We start from the raw sequence: 19,756 nt of genomic DNA on the forward strand, positions 1-19,756 counted from the left end.
GTGGATCCGGCTCGCTCACCGGCCACACGTTAGCCGAACCGCACCCCCTCGTTGGCGTACACGACGCGCAACACATGGCCGACCTCCGGACCCATCACGGCCTCGGTGAGCGCGCAGTAGGTGGCGACGAAATCCGGCCCGTGGGGCGGCTCCGCGTCGCAGAGGTGGTGGGCGATCTCGTGCAGCACCACGAGTTCCCGCAGCGCCCAGGTGCTCTGCCGCTCGGGCACCGCGATGACGGCGCTCGTGCCGGTGCGCTCGTAGTGGGCGGCGGTGGCGCCGCGGCGGGCCCGCACGGACAGCGCGCCCGCAGCCGGCCAACGTTCCCGCACGGCGGGCAGCGAGAGCACGTCATCGACGTAACGCCGCACCGACGGGACCGACGCGAAGCGGCCCTCGGGAGGCAGCGTCAGGTGGGCGCCGAAGAACTCGACGACGGGGTTGTTCCGCTCGGCGACACGGTCGAACAGCGTCCGCACGAACTGTTCGGCCGCGTACACCTTCGCGCGCTGGGTGTCGCGGGGCGTCACTTCTCCAGGGCGGTGCGTGCGCCCGCGAATTCCGTGCCCGGTCCGAGCCGCGCCCGTCGTCCCGCCCGGTCACCGGCCCGCCTCGCCGCAGACGAGTACCCGGCCGTCGCGCTGGTCGCCCGCCAGGTGCCCCGGGCCTGGGACGCCTCCCGGTAGAAGCTCTTGAGTTCGATGTCCTTGTCGCGCAGCGCGATCGCGGTACCAGGCCGACTGTCGCGGGAGCTGGTGGCCTCGGCCCGTGCCTCGTCGCGGGCCTCGGCCAGCCGCTGGCCGATACGCGCGCCGAATGCCAGCTGGAAGTTCAGCCGGGCGGTGATGGTCGGCGTCGGACGGTGTGCGCCCGAGTTGATGTAGTTGTTCGACGCCTGCACCATCTGCATCACCAGACTCGCGTACAGCGCGTGGGTGGTGTCGATGTCCTCGGCGAAGCCGTAGGCGTAGACGAACGTCGAGTTCGACGCGACGTCGCACTTCACGTCGTTGGCGGCGGCGATCACCACGAACAGCTGCACATAGGTGCGCAGCCCGCGCGCGCCCGCGTTGCCGATGGTGATGGTGCGCTGCACCGGCATCTGCGCCTTGGTCTTGTTGTCCGCGTGGCTGCGTGCCACCGCCAGGTCGATGGACGTCGCGGTGGCCAGCCGCTGCGCGGCGGCCATGAACGCCTCGGCCTCGTGCGGGTTGTCGGTGCCCTCGGCCTGGCGGAGCAGCGCGGCGATGCGCGCCAGCATCTTGTCGTCTGTCATGGCGGTCAGGTTAGGGACCCGGTGCGACGATTCCGGGTGCGCTGGAACCCGTTGTGCACAGAGCGGTTTTCATCCACAGGCATCACCGGCGAGTCTACTTACCGACGAAGCCGTCCAGCGCGGTGACGAGCTGCGGAGACAGTGGAGCACCGTCGGCGTAGTTGGCGACGTTGTCGGTCGGGTCGTCGCGCAGCACGTGGTTGACGCCCTTGAGTTCCACCACGGTCAGCGCCGTGTGGGCCAGCGCGTCGATCAACGGACGCTCGGCGTCGCACTGCGCCTGCCCGTCGGCATCCGAGCAGCTCAACAGCACCGGCGTGCCCGCGGGAACGCGCTTGGCCAGCGCCACCGGGTCGATGGCGTCGGCCTCGACGACGGCCTTGACGTTGCTGGGGTTGAGCAGTGCGCTGAGTCCCTCCGGCAGATTCGGCGGCGCGACGCGCTTGGTGCGCGCCTCTTCGACGGCGGCCAGCCAGGTCGTCAGCACCGCGGGATTGCCGTTCGCGCGAACGCGGCCGGTGATGATGTCGAGGTAGCGGCCGGGCAGCGGCTGGAACAGGGCCAGCGAGTGGACCTTCGGCGCGGCCGCGCCCGCCAGCGCCATCGCGTGGATGGCGCCCTCGCCGAGTGCCCAGACCGACAGCCGGGGGTCATCGGTGCCGGGCTGATCGGCCAGGTAGCGCAGTGCGGCTCCGGCACCGCGGGTGTAGACGGCGCTGCCGACCTCCTTCGGCGCCACGGCGTAGGGGCCGAGCCCGGTCTTGCCGGTGCCGACCTTGTCGTAGCGCAGACTCGCGACGCCCTTGCCGGACAGGTATTCGGCCAGCTGGCGCATGTTGCCGACCGGCCCGGCGACGGCGTTGTCGCCGTTGCGGTCGGTCTGCCCGCTCTCGGAGATCAGCAGCGCGGCGGGCGCGGTCCGGTCCTGCTCGTGGCGGTAGGTGCCGTGGATGGTCAGCCCGTCGGCGGTGAAGGTGACGTCGTCGTCGACCCAGCCCGTGGGTTCGGCGTCCGTGCCGGCGTCGGCGGCGTCGTCGCCGGAGCAGCCGGCCAGCAGCAGCACCGCGGCCAGGCAGGCCAGCACGCGCCTCACAGCCGGGTCTCGATCCACGAGGTGACGTCGTCGAGCACCAGCCCCTGCTCGGGCTCGTTGAAGACCTCGTGGAACAGCTCCGGGTAGACCTTCAGGTGCACGTCTTCGGACGCGACGCACTCGACGAGCCGGTGGCTGCCCTCGACGGGGATCAGCCTGTCCTTCTCACCGTGCACCACCAGCAGCGGCTTGGTCAGTGCGCCGGCCCGCCGCGGCATGCTCTCGCCGACGCGGAACAGCCCGCGGGCGATGCCTGCGGGCAGCTTGCCGTGATAGACCATCGGGTCGGCCTTGTAGGCGGCCACCACCTCCGGGTCCCGGGACACCGCGTCGGCGTCGAGCTGTTCGACCGGCAGGCCCGGTGCGATGCGGCCGAGCGCCTTGGCGACGAAGACCATGACCGGCGAGACGGTGCGCTGGGCGTCGACCGCGGGGCCTGACAGCACCATCGCCGAGTAGTCGGCGGGGTGTTCGACGCCGTAGGCGAAGACGATGCCACCGCCCATGCTGTGGCCGAGCACGATGCGTTCGAGGTCCGGGTGCTCGGCCGTGGCGATGCCGACGAGGGTGTGGAAGTCGTCGACGTACTCGGAGATGTCCTTGAGGTAGACGCGCTTCCCACCGGAGCGGCCGTGCCCGCGGTGGTCGAGGGCGTAGACGACGAGGCCGGCCTCGCCGAGGCGCTGCGCCACGTGGTCGTAGCGGCGGGCGTGCTCGGCGTAGCCGTGGGACACCAGCACCACGCCCCGCGGCGCCGTGTCCGGCGTCCACACGTCGTAGACGATCCGGACGCCGCCGACGCCGTCGAAGCTCCGTTCGGTGCGGGTGCTGGTCACCACCGGAGGGTAACGGGAGATGGGACGAAGACGCGTGCCGGTTGTCGGCGTCCTCAGTAAGCTCGGCGACGTGACCGTCCTCGCGCACAGTCTCGACCGGCCCGGCTCAGAAGACGACTTCCTGGCCGACGCCCAGCAGTACCGCCGGGAGTTGACGGCGCACTGCTACCGGATGACCGGATCGCTGCACGACGCCGAAGACCTGGTGCAAGAGACCTACCTGCGGGCGTGGAAGTCCTACAAGGGTTTCGAGGGCAAGTCGTCGGTGCGCACCTGGCTGTACCGCATCGCCACCAACACCTCCCTTACCGCACTGGAGAGCCGTAAGCGCCGGCCGCTGCCGACGGGTCTGGGAGCCCCCAGCTCGGATCCGTCGAGCGAGATCGTCGCGCGTGACGAGGTGCCCTGGCTGGAGCCGATCCCCGACGACTCGACGGACCCGTCGAACATCGTCGGATCGCGTGAGTCGGTGCGTCTGGCCTTCGTCGCGGCGCTGCAGCATCTGCCCCCGCGGCAACGGGCGGTGCTGGTGTTGCGCGAGGTACTGCAGTGGAAGGCCGCCGAGGTGGCCGACGCGATCGGGTCGTCGACGGCCGCGGTGAACAGCCTGCTGCAGCGCGCCCGCGCGCAGCTCGACGAGATCGGCCCCAGCGAGGACGACACGATCGAGCCGCCGGAGTCGCCCGAGGCACAGGACCTGCTCGACCGCTACATCGCGGCCTTCGAGGCCTACGACATGGACAAGCTGGTCGAGTTGTTCACCGCGGACGCGATCTGGGAGATGCCGCCGTTCGACGGCTGGTATCAGGGCCCGCAGGAGATCGTGTTGCTGTCGAAGACGCACTGTCCGGCGGAGAACCCTGGCGACATGCGGCTACTGCCGACGATCGCCAACGGTCAGCCTGCCGGGGCGATGTACATGCTCAACCCGGAGTCCGGCCGCCACGAACCCTTCCAGCTGCACGTGCTCGACGTCAGGACCGGTGGCGGGATCTCGCATGTGGTGGCGTTCCACGCGTCGACGTTCGTTGATTTCGGTCTGCCGGAATACCTCTGACTTCAGGCGAGTGGCCAGTCAGGCCACCGGATCGCCGATACGCATGCCTGCGCGACACTTGGCCACTCGACGGGTAGGAGTAGGCATAAGGCCAGTTCAGAGGGCACGTAACTCACGATTCTGCAACGTGTTCTATTATCGCGGATCATGAAGACCAAGGGCGCCCTGCTGTGGGAGCTGAACACCCCGTTCCGCATCGACGAGATCGAGATCGGCGACCCCGTCGACGACGAGGTGCAGATCCGCATGCACGCGGCGGGCATGTGCCACTCCGACTACCACCTGACCACCGGCGCCACCCCGATCGCCCTGCCCGCACTCGGCGGCCACGAGGGCGCAGGCGTCATCACCAAGGTCGGCCGCAACGTCACCGGCCTGCAGGAGGGCGACCACGTCATCCTCGCGTTCATCCCCGCCTGCGGTGACTGTCAGCCCTGCCTCAAAGGCTTCCGGTCGCTGTGTGACCGGGGCGCCCTGCTGCTCGGCGGCAAGGCCATCGCCGACGGCACCAGCCGCGTGCACGCGGGCACCACCGAGGTGTCGCCGATGAACCTGCTGGGCACCTTCGCCCCGTACATGACCGTGCACAAGGACTCCGTGGTCAAGATCGACGCGGACGTGCCGTTCGAGACCGCGGCCATCCTGGGCTGCGCGGTGCCGACGGGCTTCGGGTCGGCGACCAACATCGCCGAGGTCCAGCCCGGCGAGACCGTGGTGATCGTCGGTGTCGGCGGCATCGGACTCTCCGCGCTGCAGGGCGCCGTCATCTCCGGTGCGCGCAACGTCGTCGCGATCGACCCCGTCGAATTCAAGCGCGATCAGGCGGTCAAGTTCGGCGCCACCCACGTGTTCACGTCGATGGCCGAGGCGATCGGCCCGGTGCTCGAGCTCACCCACGGCTTCATGGCGGAGAAGACGATCATCGCCGTGGGCGAGATGCGCGGCGAGTACGTCGAGGAAGCCATGACGCTGACCGCCAAGACCGGCACCTGCGTGGTGACCGGGATGGGCTCGATGATGGACGTCGACGTCAAGCTCAACCTCTTCCTGTTCACGATGCTGCAGAAGACGTTGAAGGGCAACATCTTCGGCGGCGGGAGCAGCCATGTCGAGACGCCGCGGCTGATCGGCCTGTACAAGTCCGGGCTGCTGAAGATCGACGAGATGGTGACCAACACCTACCGGCTCGAGGACATCAACCAGGGCTACCGGGACATGCTCGACGGCAAGAACATCCGCGGCGTCATCACGTTCGACGAGTCGGACTGGTGACCATGTCAGATTTCTGACATTTCTCGACCGCCACCACATCCCGCCGCGCACCAGTAAGTTCATCGGCGGACAAACGTGTGACGTGGTGGAGAAGTACACAGGGATGATTTCGCCTCAGTTCTTCAGTGAAGACCGGGACGGCCGGGTGATCGTGATCGCGACCGGCGACATAGACCTCGGCAATGTCGAGCAATTCAGCGACGTGTTGCGGCAGGCCGCCCGTGACGGACAGCCGGTCGTGGTCGACATGGTGGACGTGACGTACTGCGACAGCGCGGGCGTGCGGGCGCTGTTCAAGGCCGGCGCCGGCGCCGACCTGACGCTGCGAATCGATCGCGCGGGGCCGCTGAAGAAGCTGCTCGACATCTCAGGTCTGGACCGGGTGACCGTCGTCGAGCTGACCGACTGATGACGCCCGCCCTGCGTGCGCTGCGGGATCAACCGCAGCTGGCTACCCTCCTGCAACGGGTACTCGAGCGCATCCGCGACGACCTGCCGGGTGTACTCGGCGTGGCGATCGCCGTCCACGACAGCACGATGGACGCAGGCGCTCCGGTGGTGCTGTGTCAGCTCGGGGTCGAGGGCGAACTGATCGCGGCGCAGACCGGCGGACTCGGCGGGCCGGTGGCCGACTCGCTGATCCATCAGCTGCCGATCGTCAGCCTGCGGCTCTGGTCGGACGACCGGTGGCCGGACCTGACGCTGGCCGCGATGACCGAACGCCTGACCGACCACGCCCGCACCTGGGAGCAGGTCGGCGGCGCCGCTGCGGTGCCCGGTGTGTGGGGCGACGGTGCGGTGGTGCTGTCGTGCACGCTCGACGGCCCGGCCACGGCGGGCACGGTGGCGACGCTGATCGGTTACGAGCAACTGGTGTCTGCGGCTTTGGTCACGGTGGCCGCCGACAGCGGCACCAACATGGCCGACGTGCTCACGGTGCTGCAGTCGCGCAGCGCCATCGAGCAGGCCAAGGGTGCGCTGATGGGCCGGCAGGGATGCGCCGCCGACACCGCCTGGGTGATGCTGCGCGACGCCAGTCAGCGTGCCAACGTCAAGCTACGGGCCCTCGCAGTGGCCGTGGTCGAGCACGTCGGCGGCGCGCCTGCCGAACAGCAGACCTCCGCGGCGCCGATCGAGGTGGACGACCGCGCCCGGTTCGCGGCCAAGGAACTGTGGGAGAGCCTCACGGCCGACGAGCGCTAACGCAGCCGCCCCAGCGCACTCTCGATGACGACGCCGAATGCGCGACGGTCGGCGGCCGCGACACCGTCGAAGAGCACCTCGCGCACCAACCGGGCGTGCCCCGGCGCGGCCAGTTCCAGTGCCGAGCGGCCCGCCTCGAGGAGGTCGACCGTCGCGCCGCGACGGTCGGAGTCCGCGCCGTGCCGGTCGATCAGCCCGCGGTCGCGCATCCGCCGAAGCTGGTGGGACAGCCGGCTCTGCTCCCAGCCGAGCGCCTCGGCGAGCTGATACATCCGCTGCGGACCCCGCTCGGAGAGCGCGACCAGCACCTCGTAGTCGCTCAGCGACAGGCCGCAGTCCCGCTGCAGCTGGCGGTTCATCGCGGCCTGCAGGTGTGACACCAACGCCAGGTACCCGCGCCAGATGCGTTGCTCCTCGTCCGACAGCCACATGAAATACATGACACATCATTTATGTTGTCGCGTCCAGAGGCCACACCTAGGCTGGCCGGAACCGAGGAGACTTCACCATGTCCGAGACCGTCGACATCCGGCGCGCAGCCGACCGCGCGAAGACCAGGATCAGCTGGTTGGACTCCAAGCACTCGTTCTCGTTCGGGCAGCACTACGAACCCGGCAACACCCATCACGGCCTGCTGCTGGTGAACAACGACGACATCGTCACCCCGGGTTCGGGGTTCGACACCCACCCCCACCGCGACATGGAGATCGTCACCTGGGTGCTGCGCGGGTCGCTGGTGCACCAGGACTCGACCGGCCACTCGGGTGTCATCTACCCCGGGCTGGCGCAGCGGATGTCCGCCGGGCGCGGCATCCTGCACTCCGAGAAGAACGACTCGTGGACCCTGACCGGCGAACAGTCCCACAGCGAACCGGTGCACTTCGTCCAGATGTGGGTGGTGCCGGACGAATCCGGCATCACGCCGGGCTACCAACAGCTCGAGATCGAGGACGAACTGCTGAGCGGTGGGCTGGTGCCGATCGCCTCGGGCATGCCCGAGCACGACGGTGAGTCGGCGATCACCATCCGCAACAAGTACGCCGCACTGCACGGCGGCCGCCTACAGCCCGGCGACAGCGTGGAACTGCCGTCGGCTCCATACCTTCACCTGTTCGTCGCGCGGGGCGACGTCACCCTGGAAGGCGCGGGCCCGCTGCACGAGGGTGACGCCGTGCGGTTCACCGCCTCCGGTGGCCAGCGCGTCACCGCCACCGAACCGTCGGAGATCCTGGTCTGGGAGATGCATGCGAATCTGGCTGCAGCGTAAGCACATCGGTGTCGCACTGATCGGCGTGACGCTGTCGGCCGGGTGCTCCGCATCTCCGCCCGACGACCCGAAGGGCGACGCGCCGGCGACGAACACGTCGCCGGCCGCGCCCATCGGCAGTACCGAACTGGCGGCCACGACGGTGGAGGTGCCCGAGGACCTCGGCGCCGCACCGTTCGACGAACCCCGCCAGGCGCTGGTACCGCCGGGATGGACGATGTCGGTGTGGGCGCGTATCCCGCAGGCGCGCCTGATGGCCTGGGCCCCCGACGGCGCGCTGCTCGTCTCGGTCCCCAGCACCGGCCAGATCGTCCGGCTCGAACCGTCGGGCGCAGGCCCGCGGGACACGCTGCTGCTCGAGGGCCTCAACCAGCCGCACGGAATGGCATTCGCCGGTTCGACGCTCTACGTCGCCGAGAGCGACGGCGTCGACGCCTACGACTACGCCGGCGGGCAGGCGGTCAACCGCCGCACCGTCGCCGGCGGGCTGCCCGACGCCAAGAGTCCCGACCTCAAGGGCGCCTACGCCCACGCGTTGAAGAGCGTGGCGGTGGGACCCGATGGTGCGGTGTACTTCTCGATCGGATCCACCGGCAACGTCTCCGCCGAAGATCGGACCGCGACGCCGCCGCGGGCCACCGTCATGCGGGTGCCGCCGGGCGGCGGGCCCGCCGAGCCGTTCGCGACCGGCGTGCGCAACGGCACCGGCCTGGCCTTCGCGCCCGACGGCACGCTGTGGACGGCGAACAACGGGCGTGACAACGTCGCATTCCCCGAGCCCGGGCCGGACTACGGCAAGGTGCTGCCCGATTACGTCTCCGAGCATCCGCGCGAGCAGCTGGCGAAACTCACCCTGGGTCGCGAGCTCGGGTGGCCCTACTGCAATCCGGACGGCGGCCCGGCGAATCTGCCGTTCATCCGCGACGTGCAGACCAATCCCGACGGCGCGAACATGGACTGCGCGGCCCTGCCTGCGGTCGAGCAGAGCTTCGGCGCGCACTCGGCGCCGCTCGGTCTCAGCTTCACCGAACGGGCGCTGCCGGACCCGTATTCGGCCGGGGCGCTGGTCGGCATACACGGGTCGTGGAACGCCGAACCGCCGCGCGCGCCCGAGGTGTCGTTCTACCCCTGGCGCGACGGCGGGTTGGGTGACCAGCAGACGCTGGTCGGTGGGTTCCAGTCCGAGGACGGGTCGCGGTGGGGCCGCCCGGTCGCCGCAGTCGCGGGACCGGACGGCGCCGTCTACATCACCGACGACTATGCCGACGCGGTCTACCGGTTGGCGCCGCCCGGCCGGTGATCAGCGAACCGTGGTTCCCCGGGTCTTCCGCCCGGTGATGCCGAGGTAGACCGCGATGAGGATGGCCGCCACGATGATGCCCACCAGGAACGGGATCACGGCCCAGCCGCCACTGGAGTTCTGATAGCCGAACAGGTTGTAGCACGCCCACGAGCCGATGAACGACCCGAGGATGCCGAGCACGATCGTCATGATCACGCCGATGTTCTGCTTGCCGGGCATGACCAGGCGCGCCAGTGCGCCGATGATCAGGCCTCCGATGATCGCGGAGATGATTGTCCAGAACATTTCGCACTCCTTTGTCAGCGACACCGGGTGGCGCCGTCACGGAAGCGGTGTTTCCCGGATGCCTGCCCTCTAATCGCACACCTTCGCGCACGTTCGGCAAAAGACCTGCCGCCGAAGCGACATTCGTGCGTTAGCGCATCGTGATGGAGCTGTTACGCAAGTTGACAGTGTGGTTGCTGTGGTTAGTGTTGTCTGCTGGGTGACCCGCGACGAAAGGGCCGGTGATGACTGCCCCAGCAGCACTGATGCGGCGATGGACGGCGGGTGTCGCCGTGCTCGCGCTCTGTGCTGCGCTGGCGACGGTGGGCGGCCCGATCGCCCGCGCCGAGGACGCCCGCGGAATGCTGCTCGGCGCGATCGCCAACACCAAGGGCGCCTATCTCGTGTACAACTTCGGCGGCCAGTTCGCCGCGCCGTTCCGCAGCGCCGACGGCCGCGAGTACACGATGAACAACGGCGGGCACCTGATGACGATCAAGAACGCCGCAGGTCGCCTCACCCCCCGTCTGCTGGTCGACTCGCACTCCGGATACCAGGCCCGCTGCGAGCGCGATCCCCGTGCGCGCACCGGCGAGGGACTGTGGCAGGCCTCGGAGACCTATCCGCCACTGCAGGCGTGGCAGGCACTGGGCCGGCCGACCATCGCGATCAACGCCAACTTCTTCGACGTGCGCGGCCAGAAGGGCGGGTCTTGGCGGGACACCAACTGCAGTTCCCCGCTCGGCGCCTACGTCGACAACACCCGCGGGCAGGGCCACGCGAACGCCGCCGTCACCGGCACGCTGGCCTACGCGGGCAAGCAGGGACTGTCGGGCGGCAACGAGCACTGGTCGGCGCTGGCGACGATGATCCTGCCCGTCGGTGGCGCCCCCTACGTCGTGATGCCCAAGGGCGACAACGACTACGACGCCGCCACCCCGGAGGTCGCCAAACTCGTCGACGCGGGCACCCGGTTCGTCGCGGTCGCAGGCATCGGCCTGCTCGGGCCCGGCGAGACCGGCCAGCTCAACGACGGCGGACCGAGCGCGGCCCGCACGGCCATCGCCTACAACCGTCAGAGCGATCAGCTGTACGTATTCCAAGGGGGCAGCTACACACCTGACAACATGCAGGATCTCTTCCGGGGACTCGGCGCCGAGAGTGCCGTGCTGCTCGACGGTGGCGGGTCGTCGGCGATCGTCCTGCGCCGCGACACCGGTGGAATGTGGACCGGCGCAGGGGTTCCCCGCGGGAGCTGCGACACCTACGCCGTGCTGTGCGACTCGAAGGAGCGCGCCCTGCCCAGTTGGCTCGCCTTCAACTGACGCCGCCATGTCGTCTGACTCGTTCCTGTCACGCCGCGCTGCACTGCGGCTGGGTGCCGGAGCCGCCTTCGCCTTGACGCCGCTGCTCGGCGCCGCACCCACGAGAGCCGATCCGGGTGCGCCGTCGACGGCTCCCACCGCCGCACTGTCGGGGTCGTTCCGCTCGGACGCGCGCGGCGGGACCGACACCCGGTGGATCATCGCCAGAACCCCCGGGGCGACGGGGCCGGCGCGCACGGTGATCGCTCTGCACGGCAAGGACTCCGACGCCGCAGGGGTGATGGCGCTCGGTGTGGAGTCGGCACTCAGCGAGGTGGCGCGTGCCGGTGGCCGTCCGCTGGCGGTGGTCAGCGTCGACGGCGGGAACGGGTACTGGCACGCAAGGGAATCCGGTGGCGACGCCGGAAAGATGGTGCTCGACGAACTGCTGCCGATGCTGGCGGAGAAGGGACTCGACACCAGCAGGGTGGCGTTCATCGGATGGTCGATGGGCGGGTACGGCGCGCTGCTGCTCGGCGGGTTGCTGGGTCCGGCACGCACGTCGGCCATCTGCGCGGTCAGCCCGGCGCTCTACACCGGGTGGATCCCGGCGATGGTGAACGGGGCGGTCGACGGCCCCGACGACTACGCCAGGTACTTAGTGTTCGGCGCCGAAGCGCTCTCCGCGATACCGGTGCGGGTGGACTGCGGGACCAGCGACCAGTTCTACACGGCCACCAAGAAGTTCACCGCCTCACTGCGCCGACCGCCGTCGGGCATCGGTTACCCCGGCGGTCACGACGCCGAGGGGTGGCGGCGCCAACTGCCCGCCGAGTTGGCCTGGATCGCCGCACAGCCCTGACGCCCTGACACGCGCGCCGTCGGAGCGGGCAATCCCGGGCGACACGCCGCCGACGTGCGACGATCGGGGCCGAAGTGACTGAAGTGGCGGCGACTACCGGATCCACCACCCGACGCGGCCCCGCCGCGAGCGGTCGGAACACGCTGACACGGAGTGACTTCCGGCCCGACATCGAGGGACTGCGGGCGATCGCCGTGCTGGCGGTGGTGCTCTACCACGCCGGTGTTCCGGGTATCGGCGGCGGCTTCATCGGCGTCGACGTGTTCTTCGTCGTGTCGGGATTCCTGATCACCGGCCTGCTGTGGCGCGAGGTGGCCGGCACCGGATCCGTGCGGCTTGGCGCCTTCTACGCGGCGCGGGCCCGCAGGCTTCTCCCGGCGGCGGCGTTGGTGCTGACGGCGACCGCGGTGACCGCCGCCGCCATGCTGCCTGCCCTGCAGGCGCGCGCCGTGCTGGGTGACGCGATCGCGAGCGCGCTGTACGTCGGCAACTACCGGTTCGCGGTCGAGGGCACCGACTACCTCGCGGCCGACGTGGCGCCGTCACCGCTGCAGCACTACTGGTCACTCGGCGTCGAGGAGCAGTTCTACCTGCTCTGGCCGGCGCTGATGATCGCGACGGCGTGGCTGGTCGCTCGCGCGGGGTGGGCAGCGGCGCGTTCCGTGCGCCCCTATGTCGTCGCGCTGACCGCGGTGGCGGCGGCATCGTTTGCGGTGTCGCTGTCCTGGACGCATGAGTGGCCGTCGTGGGCGTTCTTCTCGCTGCCGACCCGGGCGTGGGAGTTGGCCCTCGGCGGGCTGGTGGCGCTGACCGTCGGCTTCTGGCGGTCGCTGCCTCCGGTGGCCGCGGCCGTCGCCGGGTGGGGCGGCCTGGCGATGATCGTGGTCACCTGCACACAGGTCGGCTCGTCGACGGCGTTCCCCGGCACCGCGGCGCTGCTCCCGGTGCTGGGCACCGTGCTGGTGATCGGTGCCGGCTGCGCGACAACCGATCTCGGAGTGGGCAGGTTCCTCGGCAGGCCGGTGCTGCGCGGGATCGGCCGGGTGTCGTACTCGTGGTATCTGTGGCACTGGCCGGTGCTGGTGCTGGCGCCGCCGGTGTTCGGGGAGATGCCCGGCCTGGCGGGTCGGCTGGCGCTGGTGGTGATCTCGCTCGGCCTGGCGATCCTCACCCTGCACCTGGTCGAGAACCCCGCCCGCTTCGCGGTGCGCCTGCGGACGTCGGCGTCGCGCAGTCTGCTGGTCGGCGCCGTCGCGACCGGAATGGTGGTGTGCGCGGCACTGGTGCTGCTCTCGGTGCGGCCGGTGCCCACGGGAACGGGTGCGCCCGCGCGCCAGGTGGTGGTCGAGATGCCCACGTCGTCCACGGCGCCGCGGCAACTGTCACCACGCGAGCAGGTGCAGGCCGCAGTGGTGGCGTCTGCCGATCAGCGTGCGGTGCCGGCCAATCTGTCTCCCCCGCTGGGCGCCATCGCGAAGCCGGAGGCGTTCGTCAACGGCTGCGTGCTCTCGTGGGCGGATGTGCGCCAGCCCGAGTGTGTGTCGGGTGACCCCACGTCGCCGCTGACGGTCGCGCTCATCGGTGACTCACATGCGGCGATGTGGCATCCCGGTGTCGAAGACATCGCCAGAGAAAAGCATTGGCGGCTCTCGACGATGAGCAAGGTGACGTGCCCGCTGATGGAGCTGCCGATCAGCAGCCCGTATCTGGGCCGCGATTTCACCGAGTGCGTGCAGTGGCGCCGGGAGGCCCTGAATCGGCTCGAGCGGGAGAAGCCACAGGTGGTCGTGGTCGACATGTCGCGCCGTTACGGCGCGGACTTCGGCTTCGTCGCCTACGACCCGGTGTGGCTCGACGCGCTGACGCGGTTGGTGACGCGGTTGCGGGGCACGGGTGCGCAGGTGCTCGTGCTCGGTCCGGTGCCCGACCCGAACGGGACGGTGCCGACGTGTGTGTCCGGGCACATGAACGACGTCGTCGCCTGCTCCCCCGACCGGCCGAAGGCGTTGAACGACGCGGGTATCGGGGCCGAGGCGGCGGCCGTCGCGGCCGGTGGCGGGTCGTATGCGGCGCTGTCGGACCTGTTCTGCACCGCCGAACGCTGCCCGGTGATCATCGGTGACACGCTGGTGTACCGCGACGACAACCACATCACGTCGGAGTACGCGAAGGTGCTTGGGCCGTTGGTGGCCGGGATGGTGGAGCACCTCGCGGGCTGACCGCCCGGGCGGCCAATAGAGAAAGCCCCGGAGCCATTTCGGCTCCGGGGCTTCGTCTGGGGGTGCGGTCAGCTCGCCGCCTTGGCGTCCTTGCTGTCCTTGCTGTCCTTGTCGTCGGTCTTGCCCGCATCCTTGTCGGACGTGCCTGACGTCTGCTTTGCCTTCTTGTCGGCGCCGAGCGCCTTCTTCACACCGGCTTCGACCTTCTTGGCGGTCCTGTCCACGGCGTTGACCGTGTCCTTGACGGCCTTGCCCGCCGCATTCGCGGCGTCACGAAGCGGACGCGGTCGAGTCGTCTTCGGCGACTCCTCGTCGCCGTCGGCATCGGTCAGCTCGTCGCGCGCGTCCCCGGTGACCTTCACGCCCTTCTCTTCTTCGACGGTCACCGGCTTCAGGTTCTCGCCAGGCGCAGGCTCGGTGCCCTCCTCCTGCTCCACCGCGATGCCGAACGTCGTCGGCTGCTCGAGGTCCGGAACCTTCGACACGAGGGTGAGGTCATTCTCGTCGGCCCGGGTGTCCTGCGCCGTGGGCAGCTTGTCCAGCGCATCCTGGATCTGCGAGGTGAGGGTGCCCGCGTCGAGGCCGGTGACCCCACTCGTCAGATCGCCCAAACCGAGGAGGCCGAGTACGGCGGCGAGCGCATTCGATGCCGGTGCGTCGGTTTTCACCAGGCCGTCGTCGATCGCCTTCTGAACGCCGTAGACGAAGGACGTCACGACGTCCTCGGGCACTTTGGCCCAGTCCACGTCGGCGGGCAACGTGCCGAACGCGGTGGGGATGTCCGCCTCGTCGAAGCTGCGTTCGTACTCCCAGTACCCGTCGGGGTTCCAGACCCGCTCGACGTCGGTGTAGCCGAGATTGACGAGATTGGTCAGCACCGGATTCAGTGCGGTGCCGACCGGGTTGTTCAGGTTCGCACCGGTGAGCAGGTTGATGACGTCGACCGCCAGGTACGTCGGCTCGAGCAGCGGCAGGCTCTGGGCGTCCAGCGTGTAGTACACGTTGAGACCGGGCCCCTGCGTTGGATTCTCGGGGTCGTACTCGAAGCCGAGCAGGTCGGCGGTGAGCTGGGTGACCACTTGACTCGTGAGGTCGCCGACGATTCCGCCCAGCGACTGGTCGCGAAGGATGTACGTCGGGAAGAGTCCCGCGGCAACGTTGTTCGCCATCGTGAACGGATTAGGCCATGCGGCGAAATCGGACATCGGCAGGTACTCGGCCGTCACGTCCAACTTGATCGGGATGAGGTTCGCGCCGCCGAGCGTGAGGCCCGTCAGCGGGATGGTGATGTCGAGCGGGTCGTCGGGGTCCGCGCTGCTCTGGATGTTCGTGTCCGGCGTGACGGTGTCGATGCCCAGCAACCGGAAGAGCGGGTACGCCCGGGCGAGGATGCCACCGTTCGCGCGACCGGGATTGTCGATCAGCAGCATCGGCAGGATGGTGAAACTGCCCAGCAGCGGGTCCGTTTCGGCGTCGGCGCCGCCGGGCTGTTGCGGAAGCGCATCGACGACCTGCTGGTAGGCCGCGCCCGCGGCGAACGCCCCGAGGCCGTAACCGGCGACGACCGGGACTCGCAGCGCGACGATCGACGGCAGCTCGCCGATGATCGGGATCTTCTCGCCCTCGGGGCGTGTCAGATTGAGCACCTTGATGGCCGCGTCGATCGTGCCGACCAGCGCCGTGCTGAGGCCGAGATCGCTGAGGATGTCGGTGAGGCTCAGCGAGAGGTAATCGGTGCCGTTGATCTCGTCGGCGATCGAATTCGGAAGCGGCGGAGTCCAGCCGAGGTCGACGCCCAGCAGCTTCAGAAGCGTGAACGGACCACCCGAGGTCACCAGGTTCAGACCGAGCGTGTTCCCGAACTCCGAGAGATCCAGCGGCTGACTCGGGTCGAGACCGAGCAGCTGCCCGATGGAAAGGTCCAGCTCGCCGGGCAGCACATTGTTGACCACCGCGAGAAGGGTGCCGAGGGTGCTGTCGCCGGCGATGAGCTCGCCCAGGTCCAGGCCGAGGCCGCCGAGACCAGCGCTGCCCAACACGCCACCGAGCGCGTTGTTGAGCAGAGCGGTCGCCAGCGTCTCCGGGTCCACACCTGCGGCCTCGGCGAGCGCGGCGAGATTGACGTTCTCGACGATCGCCCGCAGCACGATGTCGGCGAACGCCTGTGAGGCGTTGTACGCCCCGGTGCCCAGGCCACCCGTCACGTCAGGGATCGCCTCGGGCGCTGGGAATATGTGCACACCGGCGGTCAGGTCGTAGGCATCCTGCGACACCGCGGCAGCGTGCGCCTTCGGCGCTTCGCCGACGCCGACTGTCAGTGCGGTCGCCGTGGCCGTCACCGCCCCGATCGCAGCGATCTTGCTCGACCGCTGCACTGCGGTGCGATGCTTCCCCATCCGGACCGTCCCTTCCCCGACTCTCAGGTTGTTCTCAGGGACCATAACAGGGCTTACGAGATCCGCGACACATTGCTGGGAAATTTTCGGTGCCTTCAACAACAAACCTTCGGAGCGCCCGCGTCGAACACCGTGCAGGTGTCCCCGCTGTTCAACCGCCGATTCGTCTGCGGACCAGTCTCGGGGAGCAAATCTCAGACCCGAGACTGGCTAAGTTGCTGATCTCGATCCTCGGCGTCGCTCGCATCGTCGGTAGCCCGTGCGAACGCAAACATTTGCGGCGTCAAGGCCACTCGGCTGCCATCGCAGCACGTCACCGCATCTGGAAACACTTCTGGCACTCGATGCAACAACGAAATCCGTCGTTAGCTGAAGCGTCGCAGCACCCCTGCCAGGACCGACTCGGTCCGGGCCGCATAGCTCCCGCCGAACAGCACCACGTGCGCCAGCAGCGGGTACAGCTGATGGAGCCCGATACGGTCGCGCCACCCGTCGCGAAGCGGCCGCGCAGCCCCGTAGCCGGCGACGACGTCGTCGAGGTGCGGGCAGCCGAACAACGCCAGCATCGCGAGGTCGGTCTCCCGGTGACCGCCGTGCGCGGCCGGGTCGATGAGCACCACGCCGTCGGGCGTCCACATCACGTTGCCGCTCCACAGGTCACCGTGCAGGCGCGCCGGCCGGTCGTCGTCGTCGAAACGCCCCGCCACACACAGCCCGGCGACCTGCTCGACCGCCGCGCGCCCGGCGGGACTCATCCGCGGCGCCGCCGCGGCGGCCATCGGCCGCAACCGCTCGACGGCATAGAACTCGCCCCAGCGATCGTGTGCGGTCAGCGACATCGGCAGCGGGTCCGTCAGCGGACCGAAGTACCCGTCGCCGTGGCGGCCCCAGGGGCCCGTCCCGAAGGCGTCGGCTCCGGCGTCGTGTGTCACCGCCAGCGCAGCACCGAAGTCGCGCGCTGCGGCCCTCGTCGGCGATGACGGCACCAGACGCTCCAGCGTGAGCGACGTCGCGTCGTGGGCGACCACTCGCGCGCAGCGCACGCCGCCTGCGTCCGCCAGCCACCGCAGACCCGCCGCCTCGAGGGCGAAGAACCCGTCGGGCGCCGCGGCGTTGCGCTTGACGAAGTCGGCCATCCCTATCGCCGGCGCGGCACGCCGGCGATCAACCCGATGGCCTGATCCCGCAGTCGCACAGGCACATTGGACATGAGGACGATCTGCAGCCTGGGCCCGACGCCGACGACGTATCGGGCCTTCGGTCGGCGCGCCGTCAAAGCCCGATCCACGACGGCGGCGACCTTCGCCGCAGGCACCGTCATCCTGCGGGCAGCGGGGACGAACTTCTTCATCCCCGCGATGTGGCCGGCGTACATGGCGCGGTACCCGGCGGACAGGCCCGCCTCCGTGTCGGTCACCATGGTGTCCGCCAGCCGCCACATGTCCGTGTCGGTCTGCGCCGGTTCCACGACGGCGACCGCGACGCCCCACGGCCGCAGCTCGACCCGCAGCGCGTCGGCGGCTCCTTCCAGCGCGAACTTCGAGGCGCTGTACGCCCCGAGCATCGGTATCGAGAGCCGCCCGTTGACACTCGAGACGAAGACCACCCGGCCGCGCGTCTCCCGGAGCTTCGGCAGCACCGCTCGCGTGACGGCGAGCTGGCCGAACACGTTGACCTCGAACTGATGTCGCCACGCCGCCGAATCGAGCGCCTCCACAGGACCCGCGACGACGATGCCCGCATTGTTGACCACCGCGTCCAACCGCGCAGGCAGCGCGTCGGGCAGCGCCGCGACATGGTCGTCGTCGGTGACGTCGAGCAGCACCGTCGAGACCCGCCTCGGATCGATCGCCGTCACCGCCTCGGCGTCCGCCGCCGTTCGCACCCCCGCGATCACGTCCCAGCCCGCGGCGGCCAGGTGCGTCACGAGCTCGCGGCCGATTCCCCTGGACGCTCCGGTGATCAGTACGGTCGGCATCGCCCGACTCTAGCGGCCGGCGGACGGCGCCCGGCGATGACGCAGGACGGCCGTCACGACCAGCACCACCACACCGACGAAGCCCACGCCCGCGCCGACGATCGCGCCGAAGACGCCGCCGACGAACGAGCCGACGCCGACGTCGTCCCCGACGCCGAAGGAGTCCGACGGCAGCCCGGTGCAGGTGACGCGGTACTCGCCGGCGTCCTGCGCGGTCACCGTGAAGACCGCCTCCCACTCGTTGAGGGTCAACTCGCCGCCGAAGCGCTCCATCCGCACGACGTTGCCCGGCCGGTTGGCGACGTTGCAGTTGACGTCGTGCGCTTCCGCGCCACCGCTGTCGACGAACACCACCCTGGTGGCACCCGCGTCGATCTGCACCACGACGGCGTCACCACTCGAGAAGGTGTCCGCGTCGTCGGGCGCCTTGCCGATCACGTTGACGATCGTCGCCACGGCCACCCCCACCCCGACCAGGCCGAGGAAGACGAGCACCGCGCCCACCACGTACCAGGTCTTCTTCGGCGGGCGCTTGCCGGGCGGCGGCGGGTAGAAGCCCGGCGCCGGACTCCACGGCTGTTCGGGGTGGCTTCCGCTGGGCGCCTGCGGGTATCCGTACTGAGCCGGGTTCGGCCGTGGGGGCGGCAGATGGGGCCCGGCGCCGGAGTTCCACTCGGACGGATCATTCGACACTGACGGCTCCCCTCGATGCGTATCCCGCGATGACCCTAACCGTCCGCGTCGGGTCCGAAGCGGAAGATCGCCGCCGCGCCCGCCACCACGGCTGCCGCGAGCGCAATCACCGGCGCCACGGTCACGAGCGTCAGCGTCGCACCCACCACCGCTCCCCCCAACATCGTCAACACCACCGTGTACCGCAGCTTCTCGCGCTCGCCGGTGCCGCCGGCGAGTCTGCTGTCGAAGCCGAGTCCGACGATCGTCGACGTCAGCACCGTCGTGCTGAGCTCCTGGATCCCGAACAACCGGGCGGTGGCGTTCTGGCTGCCGAACACCACCGCGAGGCCGGCGATCAGGACCAGCTTGCCGCCGTCGCGGTATTCGAGCACACCCGCTCCGGCGAGCACCGAGAGGACAAGCAGGGCAACCACTTCCACGCCGAGCGCGACAGTCAGCCAGCGACGCACTTCACTGTCGAGGTGGCGCGCCAGCCTGCCGCCGAGCACGGTGCCCGCTACGAAGCTGAGGAACGCCACGACGGCGGCGGTCAGGTCGACCCCGGAGTTGGGCACGAACCAGAAGCCCAGGAAGATCACGTTGCCGGTCATGTTCGCGACGAACACATGGCCGAGGACCAGGACGCTGACCGCGTCGACCAGCCCGGTGGCGAAGGTCAGCAACAACAGCGCGGCGACCGTCGCCCGTTGTGAGACAGGTGAAGCGACGGCCATGGCGTCCCACCCCCATC

At 69.5% G+C, this 19,756-nt stretch carries 20 protein-coding genes; 9 read left to right on the plus strand and 11 right to left on the minus strand.

Annotation, left to right across the window (positions count from 1 at the left end; genetic code table 11):
- Positions 1–29 precede the first annotated feature (29 nt).
- From AB0K11_RS14690 to AB0K11_RS14705, 4 genes are all read right to left on the minus strand, one after another.
- The gene (locus AB0K11_RS14690) at positions 30–530 is read right to left on the minus strand and encodes a TIGR04338 family metallohydrolase (protein WP_364977614.1); all 501 of its coding nucleotides are present in this window, start codon (positions 528–530) and stop codon (positions 30–32) included.
- Complete coding sequence (locus AB0K11_RS14695) at positions 527–1,276, minus strand: DUF2786 domain-containing protein (RefSeq protein WP_364977616.1); 750 nt, start codon at positions 1,274–1,276, stop codon at positions 527–529. Before AB0K11_RS14695 ends, AB0K11_RS14690 begins: the two co-directional genes overlap by 4 nt.
- Before the next feature lie 94 nt (positions 1,277–1,370).
- A complete protein-coding gene (locus AB0K11_RS14700; RefSeq protein WP_364977618.1) occupies positions 1,371–2,369 on the minus strand; it encodes a hypothetical protein in 999 nt (332 codons plus the stop codon).
- Positions 2,366–3,205 (minus strand): lysophospholipase, encoded by an 840-nt coding sequence (locus tag AB0K11_RS14705; protein WP_364977620.1) that lies wholly within the window; start codon positions 3,203–3,205, stop codon positions 2,366–2,368. Before AB0K11_RS14705 ends, AB0K11_RS14700 begins: the two co-directional genes overlap by 4 nt.
- A 19-nt stretch (positions 3,206–3,224) precedes the next feature.
- Here AB0K11_RS14705 and AB0K11_RS14710 point away from each other — a divergent pair, with 19 nt between their 5' ends.
- The 4 genes from AB0K11_RS14710 to AB0K11_RS14725 all read left to right on the plus strand — a co-directional run bounded on the left by AB0K11_RS14710 (position 3,225) and on the right by AB0K11_RS14725 (position 6,737).
- Positions 3,225–4,262 carry a sigma-70 family RNA polymerase sigma factor gene (locus AB0K11_RS14710; RefSeq protein WP_364977622.1) on the plus strand — a complete coding sequence of 346 codons (1,038 nt, stop codon included), beginning with the start codon at positions 3,225–3,227 and terminating at the stop codon, positions 4,260–4,262.
- A gap of 147 nt (positions 4,263–4,409) precedes the next feature.
- A complete protein-coding gene (locus tag AB0K11_RS14715) occupies positions 4,410–5,534 on the plus strand; it encodes an NDMA-dependent alcohol dehydrogenase (protein ID WP_364977624.1) in 1,125 nt (374 codons plus the stop codon).
- A gap of 103 nt (positions 5,535–5,637) precedes the next feature.
- Positions 5,638–5,943: an STAS domain-containing protein gene (locus AB0K11_RS14720; RefSeq protein ID WP_364977626.1), complete on the plus strand. Its 306-nt coding sequence runs from the start codon at positions 5,638–5,640 to the stop codon at positions 5,941–5,943.
- Entirely contained in the window at positions 5,943–6,737 is a 795-nt protein-coding gene (locus tag AB0K11_RS14725) for an ANTAR domain-containing protein (protein WP_364977628.1), read from the plus strand. The genes AB0K11_RS14720 and AB0K11_RS14725 overlap by 1 nt, the downstream gene beginning before the upstream one ends.
- Here AB0K11_RS14725 and AB0K11_RS14730 read toward each other — a convergent pair.
- Positions 6,734–7,177 carry a MarR family transcriptional regulator gene (locus tag AB0K11_RS14730; RefSeq protein WP_364977630.1) on the minus strand — a complete coding sequence of 148 codons (444 nt, stop codon included), beginning with the start codon at positions 7,175–7,177 and terminating at the stop codon, positions 6,734–6,736. The two genes, AB0K11_RS14725 and AB0K11_RS14730, sit on opposite strands and share 4 nt — an antisense overlap.
- A gap of 68 nt (positions 7,178–7,245) precedes the next feature.
- Between AB0K11_RS14730 and AB0K11_RS14735 the strand changes: the two genes are divergently transcribed.
- Together AB0K11_RS14735 and AB0K11_RS14740 are read left to right on the plus strand one after the other, a co-directional pair.
- The gene (locus AB0K11_RS14735; RefSeq protein WP_364977632.1) at positions 7,246–8,004 is read left to right on the plus strand and encodes a pirin family protein; all 759 of its coding nucleotides are present in this window, start codon (positions 7,246–7,248) and stop codon (positions 8,002–8,004) included.
- Positions 7,982–9,304, plus strand: coding sequence for a gluconolaconase (locus tag AB0K11_RS14740; protein ID WP_364977634.1), 1,323 nt, complete (start codon positions 7,982–7,984; stop codon positions 9,302–9,304). The genes AB0K11_RS14735 and AB0K11_RS14740 overlap by 23 nt, the downstream gene beginning before the upstream one ends.
- On the opposite strand, the gene AB0K11_RS14745 is transcribed toward AB0K11_RS14740, so the two are convergent.
- On the minus strand, positions 9,305–9,592 hold the full coding sequence (locus AB0K11_RS14745) for a GlsB/YeaQ/YmgE family stress response membrane protein (protein ID WP_264014591.1): 288 nt from the start codon (positions 9,590–9,592) through the stop codon (positions 9,305–9,307).
- Positions 9,593–9,816: 224 nt separating this feature from the next.
- On the opposite strand from AB0K11_RS14745, the gene AB0K11_RS14750 reads away from it, so the two are divergent.
- The 3 genes from AB0K11_RS14750 to AB0K11_RS14760 all read left to right on the plus strand — a co-directional run bounded on the left by AB0K11_RS14750 (position 9,817) and on the right by AB0K11_RS14760 (position 13,956).
- On the plus strand, positions 9,817–10,896 hold the full coding sequence (locus tag AB0K11_RS14750; protein ID WP_364977637.1) for a phosphodiester glycosidase family protein: 1,080 nt from the start codon (positions 9,817–9,819) through the stop codon (positions 10,894–10,896).
- 7 nt (positions 10,897–10,903) lie between these two features.
- Positions 10,904–11,737: an alpha/beta hydrolase-fold protein gene (locus tag AB0K11_RS14755; protein WP_364977639.1), complete on the plus strand. Its 834-nt coding sequence runs from the start codon at positions 10,904–10,906 to the stop codon at positions 11,735–11,737.
- A 143-nt stretch (positions 11,738–11,880) separates the two neighbouring features.
- A complete protein-coding gene (locus AB0K11_RS14760) occupies positions 11,881–13,956 on the plus strand; it encodes an acyltransferase family protein (RefSeq protein WP_364978479.1) in 2,076 nt (691 codons plus the stop codon).
- A 68-nt stretch (positions 13,957–14,024) separates the two neighbouring features.
- Here AB0K11_RS14760 and AB0K11_RS14765 read toward each other — a convergent pair whose 3' ends face one another.
- The 5 genes from AB0K11_RS14765 to AB0K11_RS14785 form a co-directional block, all read right to left on the minus strand.
- Positions 14,025–16,352, minus strand: a complete 2,328-nt coding sequence (locus AB0K11_RS14765) for an AAA family ATPase (RefSeq protein ID WP_364977641.1) — start codon at positions 16,350–16,352, stop codon at positions 14,025–14,027.
- A 365-nt stretch (positions 16,353–16,717) separates the two neighbouring features.
- Positions 16,718–17,488: a fructosamine kinase family protein gene (locus tag AB0K11_RS14770; RefSeq protein ID WP_364977643.1), complete on the minus strand. Its 771-nt coding sequence runs from the start codon at positions 17,486–17,488 to the stop codon at positions 16,718–16,720.
- A gap of 2 nt (positions 17,489–17,490) precedes the next feature.
- Positions 17,491–18,330 carry an SDR family NAD(P)-dependent oxidoreductase gene (locus AB0K11_RS14775; protein WP_364977645.1) on the minus strand — a complete coding sequence of 280 codons (840 nt, stop codon included), beginning with the start codon at positions 18,328–18,330 and terminating at the stop codon, positions 17,491–17,493.
- Positions 18,331–18,339: 9 nt separating this feature from the next.
- On the minus strand, positions 18,340–19,023 hold the full coding sequence (locus AB0K11_RS14780) for a hypothetical protein (protein ID WP_364977647.1): 684 nt from the start codon (positions 19,021–19,023) through the stop codon (positions 18,340–18,342).
- Positions 19,024–19,058: 35 nt separating this feature from the next.
- Positions 19,059–19,739, minus strand: a complete 681-nt coding sequence (locus AB0K11_RS14785; RefSeq protein ID WP_364977649.1) for a YoaK family protein — start codon at positions 19,737–19,739, stop codon at positions 19,059–19,061.
- Positions 19,740–19,756 lie beyond the last annotated feature (17 nt).

It is taken from the genome of Mycobacterium sp. NPDC050551 (genome assembly GCF_040674075.1).
Lineage (GTDB): Bacteria > Actinomycetota > Actinomycetes > Mycobacteriales > Mycobacteriaceae > Mycobacterium.